Annotated in this window: 14 protein-coding genes; 7 read left to right on the forward strand and 7 right to left on the reverse strand. The window is 42.6% G+C overall.

Going from position 1 to position 12,651, the window contains the following annotated elements:
• Nucleotides 1-173 precede the first annotated feature (173 nt).
• On the forward strand, nt 174-827 hold the full coding sequence (locus L3V25_RS05710; RefSeq protein ID WP_237294501.1) for a LysM-like peptidoglycan-binding domain-containing protein: 654 nt from the start codon (nt 174-176) through the stop codon (nt 825-827).
• A 10-nt stretch (nt 828-837) separates the two neighbouring features.
• Here L3V25_RS05710 and L3V25_RS05715 read toward each other — a convergent pair whose 3' ends face one another.
• Nucleotides 838-1,287 (reverse strand): GNAT family N-acetyltransferase, encoded by a 450-nt coding sequence (locus L3V25_RS05715; RefSeq protein ID WP_237294502.1) that lies wholly within the window; start codon nt 1,285-1,287, stop codon nt 838-840.
• Between the two features lie 237 nt (nt 1,288-1,524).
• Between L3V25_RS05715 and cobA the strand changes: the two genes are divergently transcribed.
• The 5 genes from cobA to cysC are packed head-to-tail and all read left to right on the forward strand — an operon-like array spanning nt 1,525 to nt 7,267.
• A complete protein-coding gene (gene cobA, locus L3V25_RS05720; RefSeq protein WP_237294503.1) occupies nt 1,525-2,400 on the forward strand; it encodes a uroporphyrinogen-III C-methyltransferase in 876 nt (291 codons plus the stop codon).
• A 58-nt stretch (nt 2,401-2,458) separates the two neighbouring features.
• Nucleotides 2,459-3,367, forward strand: a complete 909-nt coding sequence (gene cysD / locus L3V25_RS05725) for a sulfate adenylyltransferase subunit CysD (RefSeq protein ID WP_237294504.1) — start codon at nt 2,459-2,461, stop codon at nt 3,365-3,367.
• Between the two features lie 29 nt (nt 3,368-3,396).
• A complete protein-coding gene (gene cysN, locus L3V25_RS05730) occupies nt 3,397-4,851 on the forward strand; it encodes a sulfate adenylyltransferase subunit CysN (protein ID WP_237294505.1) in 1,455 nt (484 codons plus the stop codon).
• 24 nt (nt 4,852-4,875) lie between these two features.
• Complete coding sequence (locus tag L3V25_RS05735) at nt 4,876-6,600, forward strand: SLC13 family permease (RefSeq protein ID WP_237294506.1); 1,725 nt, start codon at nt 4,876-4,878, stop codon at nt 6,598-6,600.
• 55 nt (nt 6,601-6,655) lie between these two features.
• Nucleotides 6,656-7,267 carry an adenylyl-sulfate kinase gene (cysC, locus tag L3V25_RS05740; RefSeq protein WP_237294507.1) on the forward strand — a complete coding sequence of 204 codons (612 nt, stop codon included), beginning with the start codon at nt 6,656-6,658 and terminating at the stop codon, nt 7,265-7,267.
• Nucleotides 7,268-7,356: 89 nt separating this feature from the next.
• On the opposite strand, the gene L3V25_RS05745 is transcribed toward cysC, so the two are convergent.
• From L3V25_RS05745 to L3V25_RS05765, 5 genes are all read right to left on the reverse strand, one after another.
• A complete protein-coding gene (locus tag L3V25_RS05745) occupies nt 7,357-7,839 on the reverse strand; it encodes a DUF3299 domain-containing protein (RefSeq protein ID WP_237294965.1) in 483 nt (160 codons plus the stop codon).
• Nucleotides 7,840-7,907: 68 nt separating this feature from the next.
• Complete coding sequence (locus L3V25_RS05750; RefSeq protein ID WP_237294508.1) at nt 7,908-9,167, reverse strand: ABC transporter permease; 1,260 nt, start codon at nt 9,165-9,167, stop codon at nt 7,908-7,910.
• Complete coding sequence (locus L3V25_RS05755; RefSeq protein WP_237294966.1) at nt 9,167-9,886, reverse strand: ABC transporter ATP-binding protein; 720 nt, start codon at nt 9,884-9,886, stop codon at nt 9,167-9,169. The genes L3V25_RS05750 and L3V25_RS05755 overlap by 1 nt, the downstream gene beginning before the upstream one ends.
• Before the next feature lie 97 nt (nt 9,887-9,983).
• Complete coding sequence (locus L3V25_RS05760; RefSeq protein WP_237294509.1) at nt 9,984-10,655, reverse strand: DUF2796 domain-containing protein; 672 nt, start codon at nt 10,653-10,655, stop codon at nt 9,984-9,986.
• A gap of 136 nt (nt 10,656-10,791) precedes the next feature.
• A complete protein-coding gene (locus L3V25_RS05765; protein WP_237294510.1) occupies nt 10,792-11,343 on the reverse strand; it encodes a YtfJ family protein in 552 nt (183 codons plus the stop codon).
• A gap of 347 nt (nt 11,344-11,690) precedes the next feature.
• Here L3V25_RS05765 and L3V25_RS05770 point away from each other — a divergent pair, with 347 nt between their 5' ends.
• On the forward strand, nt 11,691-11,897 hold the full coding sequence (locus L3V25_RS05770; RefSeq protein WP_027697893.1) for a DUF1107 family protein: 207 nt from the start codon (nt 11,691-11,693) through the stop codon (nt 11,895-11,897).
• 68 nt (nt 11,898-11,965) lie between these two features.
• Here L3V25_RS05770 and msrA read toward each other — a convergent pair whose 3' ends face one another.
• Nucleotides 11,966-12,601, reverse strand: a complete 636-nt coding sequence (gene msrA / locus L3V25_RS05775; protein ID WP_237294511.1) for a peptide-methionine (S)-S-oxide reductase MsrA — start codon at nt 12,599-12,601, stop codon at nt 11,966-11,968.
• Nucleotides 12,602-12,651: the final 50 nt, after the last annotated feature.

Raw genomic sequence — 12,651 nt, forward strand, 5'->3', positions numbered from 1 at the left:
GAATCTCTTGTTTGCTTAAATGAAGCACTAAGAATATCAGTTCTGATTCATAGATGAAACTTTGTTAGCAATACGAGGTTAACAGTTACAGCTATAGAAAATTTTGTAATATACTGACAAAACGATTAGTTTATTGAATATCCTTGACGCAAATAACATTAGGATGATGCAACGTGAACCAACGTAAAAAAAATAACCAAAGCCGTACACAAGTCATAAAGGATAAGTTTATCCAATCAGAGCTTGTGATTAGAGTTATTGATGCTTGGCATTCTTTGCCTAAATTGCATCAGCGTATTTTGATGGTGCTTATTCCACTAGTCATTGTCTTGCTGTTACTTCCTAGTGAAAAATCCCCAGAACCTCAAACTCAAGAGGTTAGCGCTAAGCCAGATAAGCCGTCACGTATGACGGTGCCTTTGGTGATTAACGGTGAAGAAACGGCAGCAACCAAACCTAAGCCGAAAGTTGAGAAAAGTGAAAAGCGTGTACAGCTAAGTGGGCCTGAGGCGGATGCAGAAGATAAACCCGAGCGTAAGGTGAGCAATAATGCAGGGCCTGAACCTTGGAATGACTACACAGTACAGAAAGGTGATACCCTTTCGCAGATCTTCCGCAACAATGATTTGCCACTATCTGATTTGAATCAATTGGTTGAAATTCAAGGTAAGGATAAACCGCTGAGCCACATTCAACATGGTCAATTGGTGCGGTTTAAACTCACTAATCGTGGTGATTTAGATATTCTAAGAATAGAAAAAGAAGATGGCCCAGTAATGTTTTTCCGTTTATCTAGCGGCGGCTTTGCACGTAGTACTCCACAGTAACTTACGACTGCTAGACACTTCTTGTCATATCAATATGAGGAATATCATCTTCTAGGTATTCCTCTGAAACCTTCTTGAATCCATGTTTAGCATAATACTGCTCAAGATGAGATTGTGCGCCAATGGTAATATCAACATCTCCCCATAATTGAACACTATACTCAATCGCGGTTTGAATCAGTTGATGTCCTAAGCCGTTACCGCGGTGATTTATATCCGTGGCTACTCTTCCAATACTGGCATTATCAAAGCTTATGCCTTTTTTAAGCAAACGAGCGCAAGCAATTAATTGATTGTCTTGGTAGCCTAACAGTTGATAAACCCCTTCAAGTTGATCTTTGCCATCGAGCTCTGGATAAGGGCATGTTTGCTCAACCACAAACACATCTACACGTAGTTTTAGTAATTGGTAGAGTTCGTGAGTAGTAAGTTGGTCGAAAGATTTACAAATCCATTGCATAAAAACACTTCTCTTTGGCTTAGTCGGTCAGTAAGACAAACTAAGATAATCGACTCAAGCGCCCAGTCAAGCTATATCCCACCTGTATTTGTCGTCTATTTGTTTTCATTTATAAATGTCTTTTATATTCCCTTAGCAGTTATTCGAATAAAAAATGAAATTTTAGCATTTCAGGTAATAACATCTGATCGTCATAATGATTGCCTAATAAGCATTCAGTCGAGAAGAGCTAGTAGTATGGATACGATCACTTTATTCCCAAACAGGAAGGGAAGCAGCGCAGCAGCAAATCAAGCTAGCCAAACAAAGAGCTTGCTGAATTTTAGTCATAGTCAATTGAAGCAAGGTCAAGTTGCGCTAATTGGTGCGGGGCCTGGTGATGCTGAGCTTTTAACCTTGAAAGCTTTGTCTTACCTACAACAAGCGGATGTAGTGCTGTATGACTACTTGGTCTCCGATGAAATTATGGCGCTTATTCCTAGTGATACCATTTTAGTTTGCGTCGGTAAGAAAGCGGGACATCACAGTGTGCCTCAGCATAAAACCAATCAGCTATTAGTCGACTTTGCACAGCAAGGCTACAAGGTCGCCCGCATTAAAGGTGGCGATCCATTTATGTTTGGTCGTGGCGGTGAAGAGCTGGAAGTGCTTGCAGATGCAGGTATTGGTTTTGAAGTTATTCCTGGCATTACCGCGGCGGCAGGTGCGACTGCTTATGCTGGGATCCCGCTGACACATCGTGACTACGCCCAATCCGCCATGTTTATCACTGGCCATTTAAAATCTGAAGATGATCAGATGGAGTGGTCGACACTTGCTCGTGGCCATCAAACTCTCGTGATCTATATGGGCTTGATGAAGTCTTCTCATATCCAGCAGCAATTGATTGAAAATGGTCGAGCAACCAATACCCCAATTGCCATCATTGAACGCGGAACGCAAGCCAAACAAAAAGTGCTTATTGGAACATTATCCGAGTTAGCGAGCCTCGCCGAGCATGCTCAATCACCGTCTTTAATTGTGATTGGTGAAGTGGTGAACCTGTCATCAAAGCTTTCTTGGTTTGGCTCTCAAGCTCAACAACAAAATTCAACTCAGCCGATCGCGATTTAGCTCTAGTTAGGAGCCGCATCGTTGAATATTAAACGCATTTAGCGCAAGGACATGAATCATGGAACAAGAACGTTTAACCCATTTACAGCAACTTGAGGCGGAGAGTATTCATATTATCCGTGAAGTTGCTGCCGAGTTTGATAATCCGGTAATGATGTATTCAATCGGTAAAGATTCAGCGGTTATGCTGCATCTGGCACGTAAAGCTTTTTATCCTGGCAAGATCCCTTTCCCACTTTTGCATGTGGATACCGATTGGAAATTCAAAGAAATGATTGAATTTCGTGATCGCACCGCGAAGAAATATGGCTTTGATTTATTGGTGCACAAGAATCCAGAAGGGCTAGAGATGGGTTGTAATCCCTTCGTTCATGGCTCATCGAAACATACCGATATCATGAAAACCCAAGGCTTGAAGCAAGCATTAAACAAATATGGTTTTGATGCAGCATTTGGTGGCGCTCGCCGTGATGAAGAAAAGTCTCGTGCTAAAGAGCGTGTCTACTCATTCCGCGATAAGCACCATACTTGGGACCCGAAAAACCAGCGCCCAGAGCTTTGGCATACTTATAACGGCCAGGTGAATAAAGGCGAAAGTATTCGTGTATTCCCACTTTCAAACTGGACGGAATTGGATATTTGGCAATACATCTACCTAGAAAATATTGAGATTGTTCCTCTGTACCTTTCAGCTGTAAGACCTGTGGTTAATCGTGACGGCATGCTGATCATGGTTGATGATGAGCGTTTTCAATTCGAAGAAGGTGAGAAGGTTGAGCATAAGAGTGTGCGTTTCCGTACTTTAGGTTGCTATCCATTAACTGGCGCGATCGAATCGGAGGCGGCGACTTTGCCAGAGATCATTCAAGAAATGTTGGTGGCGACATCCAGTGAACGTCAGGGCCGAGCGATCGACCATGATCAGTCAGGATCGATGGAATTGAAAAAACGCCAAGGCTACTTCTAAGCCAGTTAAGTTATCAAAAGGATTTTATTATGAACGCAGTTATTGAAGCCGAACTGGCTGAATTGGGTATCGAAGGTTATCTCACCCAGCATCAATATAAATCATTGATGCGTTTTTTAACCTGTGGCTCTGTTGATGATGGCAAAAGTACCTTAATCGGTCGCCTGCTCCACGATTCAAAGCAGATTTATGAAGATCAATTAGCCGCAGTAAATAGCGATAGCCAACGTGTTGGTACTACTGGTGAGCGACCTGACCTAGCATTACTAGTCGATGGGTTACAAGCCGAACGTGAACAAGGCATCACTATTGATGTCGCGTATCGTTATTTCTCAACCAAGAAACGTAAATTCATCATTGCCGATACTCCGGGCCATGAGCAATACACCCGTAATATGGCAACCGGTGCTTCGACTTGTGATGTTGCCGTGATCTTGATTGATGCCCGTAAAGGGGTATTAGATCAAACTCGTCGTCATTCATTTATTTCCAGTTTATTAGGAATTCGCCACTTTGTGGTTGCGGTTAATAAAATGGATTTGGTGGAATACTCTGAACAACGTTTTAACGATATCCGTGAAGAATACTTAGAGTTCTCGAAGAATCTCAATGCAGATATCAACATTCAACTGATCCCGATTTCCGCATTGGAAGGCGATAACGTTGTCGATCAGACTGAGAATCTCGCTTGGTATCAAGGTCAGCCATTACTGAAAATCTTAGAAGATATCGATTTAAGCCAAGAACATACTCAAGGTGAGTTCCGCTTACCGGTGCAATATGTCAATCGCCCTAATCTCGATTTCCGTGGTTTTGCTGGCACCATTGCCAATGGCACGATTGCTGTTGGTGATAGTGTGACCGCTCTGCCTTCTGGTAAAAGCTCTAAAGTTGCTCGCATTGTTACCTTTGATGGTGATTTAGACTCTGCTCGAGCAGGCCAAGCGATAACCGTTACTTTAGAAGATGAAATTGATATTAGCCGTGGTGACTTATTAGTGCCAACAGGCGCGACCATCAAAGCCACTAATCAGTTTTTAGCCGACGTAGTATGGATGACCGATCAGCCTTTCGCTGCGGGTCGTCAATACGATATTAAAGTGGCTGGTAAACAAACGGTAGGGCAACTGGAGTCGATTAAGCACCAATACGATATCAACAAGTTAGAAGAGTTTGATGCGACGGAATTGCCATTAAATGGTATTGGTTTATGTGAAATATCATTAACTGAAACCGTTGCTTTGGATAAATACACTGACTGTGCAGATACCGGTGGTTTTATCATTATCGATCGCTTAACCAACGTTACTGTTGGTGCAGGTATGGTGCGTGAGCGTTTAACCGAGCAGCAAGCAACAACGCCTGCTTCATCAAGCTTTGAAGTTGAACTCAATGCGCTGATCCGCAAGCATTTCCCGCATTGGGGAGCGAAAGATATTAGCCAGCTTTTTGATTCGTCTTCTCTTAACGATCAAAAGAAGTAAGGCAAGGTGATGGTGGAGTTTGCCATGTGGGATAAATGGTTGGTGTTACTGCTGTTGATCGCCATTATTGGTAGTTTAATCTTCACCAAGATTAAGCCGAGCTTTATTTTCGCTACCGCCGCGTTAGTCGCTTTTATGACTGGCGCGGTGGATCTTGACGGCATAGCAAAGAACTTTACGAACTCATCATTATTGACGTTAGTACTGTTGATCTTAGCCTCATGTGCCTTAGAGAAAACCCGTTTGATCAGTTGGATCAGTCGCCATATTTCATCAGGTCGATTGGGTAGTGTAGTAGCCAAGCTTGGTTTTTCGACGGCTTTTCTTTCTTCTTTTACCAATAATACTGCGGTAGTGGTGGCCTTGATTGGTGCGATTAAGCGTAATAACTCTCATGCCCCATCGCGATTATTAATTCCATTATCTTACGCCGCAATTCTTGGTGGTACTTTAACTTTAATTGGCACTTCGACCAATTTAATTATTAATAGCTTTGTCGTGGATGCTGGATTGCCGAGCCTTGGCTTTTTTGCTCCAACCTGCATTGGCTTAGCGATTTTAGTGGTTGGCGTTTTAGTACTGATTCCATTGAGTTATTTACTGCCACATAGCGATTCGCATGAGCAAGATGATCTCCCTTATTTTTTAGAGGCGCGAGTGGAAGCCGGATCGCCTTTAATCGGTAAAAGTATTGCGCAAAATCACTTGAGAGCGTTACGTAAGTTATTTTTAGCTGAAGTGATCCGAGATGGAGTGACTATCGCATCGGTGACGCCAGATCTGGTATTGCTCGAAAATGATCGTCTGTTGTTTTGTGGTGACGTTGAAAGTGTTGCCACATTACAAGAGATCCCCGGCATTACCTTATTTGGCCAGCATCACCTGAACGGACAAAGCTTCATTGAGGTAGTGGTGAGCCAGTCGGCTTCAATTTGTAATAAGACTTTAAAGTCGAGCCAATTCCGTGATCGTTTTGATGCGGTAGTCGTGGCGATTCGTCGCGGTCACGAGCGTTTAGAAGGTGGCTTAGGCAATGTAAAACTGGCCGCTGGCGATACCCTAGTCTTGGTTCCAGGCAAAGGCTTTCATTCTGCGCGTCAAGATCATGGCAAAGAGTTTGTGTTGATCAACGATCTTGATTCGAGTGCCAAGCTAGATAGAACTAAATCAGCGATTGCTTTGTTCGGTTTTGCCGCGGTTATAGGGCTATCACTGGTAGGAGCGATTCCGATTATCAAAGGATTAGCTGGCTATATTGTAGTGATGTTAGTGCTCGGGGCGGTGGGCATTAGTGAACTCAGACGTCGTTTCCCTATCGATATTGTGGTGATCGTGGGATCTGCTTTGTGTTTGGCGCAGCTCATGATGTCTTCAGGTTTATCTAAACAAATGGGGGACTTGTTCATTTATTTGTTTAATGGTGGTGGGCCAATGGGCGCAGTGATTGCCACCTATTTACTGACGCTTATTTTAACCGAGTTGATTACTAATAATGCCGCGGCCGCGTTAGCTTTTCCGATTGGTTATAGTATGGCGATAGGTTATGGCGTCGATCCAATGCCGTTTATTATGGCGGTATTGTTTGGGGCGAGCGCCAGCTTTATTTCGCCTTATGGCTATCAAACCAACCTATTGGTTTACAGTGTCGGTAATTACCATATTAACGATTTTATTAAGATAGGAGTGCCAATCTCGATTGTTTATTCGATCGTGACATTGACGCTAATCCCTTATTTCTTCCCTTTTTAACGCTGACTCTTCGATATGAATCGTAAGGCTAGGCTAAGTAGCATGGAATCTATTAATGACTGTTTTGAATAAAGATGAAAATGTCATTTGGCACCAGCATCAGGTGACCAAGCAAACGCGATCTGAATTAAAAAAGCAAAAGCCAGTGGTGCTTTGGTTTACTGGTTTATCGGGTGCGGGAAAATCGACGGTTGCTGGGGCATTAGAGTCTCAATTGGCTAGCTTGGGCTATCACACCTATTTGCTGGATGGCGATAATGTGCGCCATGGCTTATGCAGTGATTTAGGCTTTTCCTCTCAAGATCGCCGAGAAAATATTCGTCGTATTGGTGAGCTAGCTAAACTAATGGCTGATGCCGGTTTGATTGTACTGTCGGCGTTTATTTCTCCACATCGCGCTGAACGCCAAATGGTGCGTGACTTACTACCCGATGGTGAGTTTATCGAAGTGTTCGTTAATGCGCCTTTAGAAGTGTGTGAAAAACGCGATCCGAAAGGTTTATACAAGAAAGCGAGAGCCGGTGAGATCCCAAATTTCACAGGTATTGATTCTGAGTATCAAGCGCCACAAAATCCTGAAATTGATTTGCCAGCAGGCGATAAATCATTGGATGAGCTGGTGGAGATTTGTCTACATCAGTTACGAGAGAGAGCGATAATTGCTTAAGCTAGTTAACCGATAGTAGAAGCAAAAAGGGAGCCGTTGAGCTCCCTTTTCGTTATTTACTTAGTTATTTGATTTGTTATTTGGGCTGCCTACATATCGTCATATTCTTCGATGGCATCACCTTGTAAGGTATATCCCGTTTGAGCCAGCTCATGATCTAGTACTTGAGTTTCTAATTTTCCTACTACGTACACCACATCCCATAGCTGCTGAACAGGCGCGCCTTTAGGAAATTTGACATAAATAATCTGATTCGGTGGCGGTGGCGGCACATGGATACAAGCTCCAAAATATGGCACCAGTAAAAACTCGGTAATAGTATTCTCATCGCCCTCTAGCGGAATAACAAAGCCGGGAATTTTGACATAACTGTTATTGAGTTCAGGACGAGTATGACCAATTGGATTTTGTTTTGCCTTGCCACCAGTATGATTGCCGGGAGCAGGCATGCCGAGTTTATCAAAGTTCTTTTGTTCATCGACTGGAACTAAGTCTATCCAGTCAAGTTTCAATGGTTCTTGTTTTTGTTCGGCATGAGCGGCGAGAGGCACGCAAAGGCACACCAACAGCATAGTCAGCCATAAGAATCTATTGACGAGATGGTTGGATTGAAAAGGTTGAATGGCGATAGTTTGCATCTTTATACCTTTATGGTCATGCCATCAGCGACAGAATGACGATATGCCTTAAGTGATGGGAATAGTCCGATCACGACTCCTGAAATTTGTACCAGTAGTAGTAACATAAGGTCATGTTGGGATAAAGCGGTTAACGCAATTTTGACGCCATATTGATGTTCTATGATTGGTGCACAAGCGGCTAACACAAGGTAGAGTATTCCAGTGCCAGCCGTGATACCAAGCAAGGTTAATAAACTCGCTTCACTCATCAATAAAAAGAAGATGTGTTTAGGTTGTGCCCCCATAGCACGCAAAATTGCCATCTCGCGACGACGTTCTTGTAGCCCAGTAAGTAAACTCGTCAACATACCTAGTAGACCAGCAATGACCACAAAACCCGAGATGACCATTAAGGCTTGTTCTGCTACCGACATCATGCCCCACAATTCACTTAATGCGATACCGGGTAAAATGGCGCTCAACGGTTCTTTGTTGTAATTATTGATTTGCCTTTGCAGCATAAAGGTTTGGATTTTAGAGTTCAGACCCAGCATAAACGCGGTGATTTCTTTGGGCTCAAATTGTTGGTTCTCTAATACTTGTTTATCAGGAGTGTGTCCTAGGTGTGCACCGGATTCCCAGCCAACATGAATCGCTTCAATGGCACCTAATGAAACATGCACGGTTTTATCCACCGGCGTACCGGTTGGCGCTAAAATACCCGTAATGGTGAAGGGTAAGTTTTTGTGGCGAGTAAAAGACTTATCACTGATGCCATGAGCAATAATGATCTCATCACCAATTTGGTAGTTGAGTTTCTTAGCTACATCCGAGCCAATTACAGTTTCAAATAAGCCATGAAACGCTTGCCCTTGAGAGAAAGTAAGTGGTTGCTTACTTCCATAGCGATAGAATGTAAAGTAGTCCTGATTGGTGCCCATCACACGGAAGCCACGGTGTGAATCTCCTAGAGAAATCGGAATTGCCCACTTAACTTGTGGTAGAGCTGCGATATCTTGATAGCTCTGCCAGCCGATATTATTGGTGGCATTACCAATACGAAATACCGAATAAAGCAATAAATTCACTTCACCCGAGCGTGCGCCAACGATGAGGTCGGTACTTGAAATGGTGTTAGCAAAACTGCTTTTCGCTTGGGTACGAATTTTTTCGACACCGAGTAATAGCACCACTGAAATTGCCACGGTAATGATGGTTAATATGGCGGTAGTTTTACGGTTGAGTAAGCTCTTCCAAGCAAGAGAGATAATCGCACTCATTAGTTTGCCTCTGGTTGTGGGTTCACTAGGCTGATTTGGTTAATGGCTGGCAGGTCAACATAGACCTCAAAATATCGACGCAAACTAGAATCATGGCTAACAAAAATCACCGTGGCACCTGATTGATTGGCTTCTTCAATTAATAGCTCAATAAAAGCTTGGCGATTATCTTGATCTAGGGCTGAAGTAGGTTCATCGGCAATGATGATTTCGGGTTGACCGATTAATGCTCGGGCGGCGGCGACTCGTTGTTGTTGACCAATACTCAATTCATTGATCGGTTGCTCAAAACACGATGCAGGCAAATGTAACCGAGTAAGTAGTTGCTTTGCTTGTTGCTCTAGAGAGGAACTTTGCTGCTCAGTTTTGGCTTTACGATCGCGAGAAAAGCGGCAAGGCAGCAAGACGTTTTCTAGCACTGATAAGTAAGGCAGTAGATTAAATTGCTGAAAGATATAGCCAATATGTTGAGCGCGAAATTTGTCTCGCTCTGCTTGCGATAACAAGTTGAGTTGCTTATCGAGAATACGAACTTGACCTGATTGAGGCGTCATTATTCCGGTTAATAAGCTTAACAAGGTCGATTTTCCACAACCGCTGGGGCCTTGAATAAATACATGTTGCTGAGGCTTAATTGCCAGTTGATCTATCACTAGGGTAGGTGTGGATTGTTTCGGCCAAGTAAAGCTGACCTGTTTAAGTTCTATCGCAAGAGGCATCGTCATCTTGGTCTCTTTTCAGCTTGTCTTTTGAACAAATAACGACGCGATTAATCCTGAGACTAATCGCGCAACGTTAATTTTTTGAGCCACTATTTTACCATGTAATGGTTTGCTGTGGTTGCTTGAGTTCAATGTGTTTTTGAGCGCTGTCAGTTAATAGATTAACTTCAATGGTTTGACTTGCTGGGAAGTGACTAAACCATTGAGTATCAATTTGAGATAACTGAGAAATATTTTCACATTGATACTGGTATTGCAGGGTAAATGCGCCATGATTTTGGTCGTGGTCGTGGTCGTGGTCGTGGTCGTGGTCGTGGTCGTGGTCGTGGTCGTGGTCGTGGTGATCATCATGGTCGTTATCTTGATGAGAGTCGTGATCATGCTCATCATGATGTTCTGCATGGTTCTCATGATCGTGTTCATCTTGACCTATGTTGTCTTTGACTAAGAAATCAACAGGTTGGCAATTAGCCGCAGCCGCTAAAGTGAATAACTGGTTAGGTTGCTTAAGTAAGGCAACAGCTTGTTGATAGGCTTGCTTTTCTGCTTGGCTACTTGGTGCATGCTCAAAGCCTAAAATGTCTTGTCCTGGAGATTCAATTTCGATTAGAAAATCATTGCCATCTTGTACCATGTTGAAGGTGACAACCCCGTGAACATGGGCTTGATGTTGACTAAATTCATGTTGAGACTCTGCGACAGCAGCACTAGATAAGCCGAATAGACTTGCAGATAAGATAGAAGGAATAAGAATATTTTTATGCATTGTCGAGCTCTCACTGAATAAATATAGAATGTGAGAGTCAGCGTTATGGCTTAAATTCTCACCAGATGGGTAACTGTTATACTATAACAATTACGCATCTGGCAAGAGAATGTTATGTTATTACAATATGCATCAACTACAGATTTTGTTTGATGAGTTGTAGAACTTGGTCAATTTGTTGCTCAGTCAGCTCACCATCTTGATTGAAAAGAACTCGACCAGTTTTGTCTTGGACGATAATGGTTGAAGACTTAGGTGTTAGTTGCCATTGCTTTGCCACTACCCCTTCTTGATCTAATACCATTGAAGACCAAGAAAAATCTTTCTTACCATCTTCTGCTGATGATTTTACAAATGAGCTAGTACCCCAAATCGCATCATCTTGGTTCACAATAGTGGTGGTTTGGTATTTATCTTCTGGGAATTTTGCATGAGTAATTGCATCCATTAGAGGAGCATTCATGGCTTTCGCTCCACTTCTTCCTGCAATCGCTTGAATCACACGAACTTTGCCGAGTAGTAATTCAGTATTCCAAGGTAGGTAGTTGAAATCATCATTTTGCATGAAAATCTCGCCACCTTTTTCTACTGTTACTGCCGGTACGCTACGACCAATTTGGATGTTATTTGCACTTGCAGCGAGTGACACCATGCTCAAAAAGAGGGCAATGGATAGTTTTCTTATCATAGTTGTCTACCTAGTTAGATGCTGGAAAAGTGAGAAAGTCCTCATATATTCATATGATAGCGCATAAATAGATTTGAAAAGTGTGAAATGTAGGTTGGCTCTAATTTTGCTTAACTTTTATTAACTATAACCAATAACTGAAAAATTTTGAATTTGCTCTTTGTCACGAATTTGCAGCAATTTTACTGTATCAATGTGGCTCTATTGAGTTTTAGGCACTATATATTTATTAACAATTATAAATAGTAATAGCACATCAATATGTGGCACTTCGTCACTATTGAAATGCTTTCTGGGCCTGTTAAGACGTTATCGCAAATAACAATAATCTGGATAGACTAATGAACATGCAGCCAATTTTTAATCGTTATCGCCCACTTCAAATTGCCCGTTTTGTCAAAGTAGTATTTAAAGGGCACTTTGGAATCAAAGGGGTAGGGGAATTTTATTTCGATCAAGGTAAAGTGCTATTGCCGGATGTGTCGAATAAGAAACAGCTGAAGATTATGAAAGAGGTCAACTTGGCGATTCATCAATTATCGATGGAGTCTTGAGCGGGGATGTAAAAAAACAGGCTTAGAACGTTAAGCCTGTTTATGCAGAACCTCTTAAGCGAAGTGTATTAAGCTAGACTCGGAGGGAAGCACACTCCAGTGCCGCCAATGCCACAGTAGCCTTGCGGATTTTTGGCTAAATATTGCTGGTGGTAGGTTTCGGCTAGGTAGTAGTCACCCATTACCGCCAATTCAGTAGTGATATTTTTACTTAAAGATTCACCGATTGCTTGTTGGTAGGTTGCTTTACTTTGTTCTGCAATCGCGAGATCGTTTTGGTCTTCGGTATAAATCACTGAGCGATATTGAGTGCCAATATCATTACCTTGGCGCATACCTTGGGTTGGGTCATGTTTCTCCCAAAAGATCACCAGTAACTCTTGTAGAGTCAATTGACTAGGATCGAAAATCACTCGTACTACTTCAGCATGTCCGGTTTCTCCGCTACACACTTCTTGATAAGTCGGGTTCGGAGTATAACCACCGCTATAACCAACTGATGTGCTGATTACGCCATCAAGCTGCCAGAAAACACGCTCTGCTCCCCAGAAGCATCCGAGTCCTAATAATATTTCTTTACTGCCTGCTGGTTTGTCGGCGGTTAAATCTGTTTGATTAATATAATGTAACTCTGTGATGAGCATTTTTTCATCACGGCCAGCTAATGCCGTTTCTTGGGTCACTAATTTATCTTTATTCGACATATATAATCCTTATCTGGCTTTTGAGAACCGGGAAAGTCTGGTAGTTTAAG

Origin of the sequence: Vibrio sp. CK2-1 (assembly GCF_021726515.1) — a bacterium.
GTDB lineage: Bacteria > Pseudomonadota > Gammaproteobacteria > Enterobacterales > Vibrionaceae > Vibrio.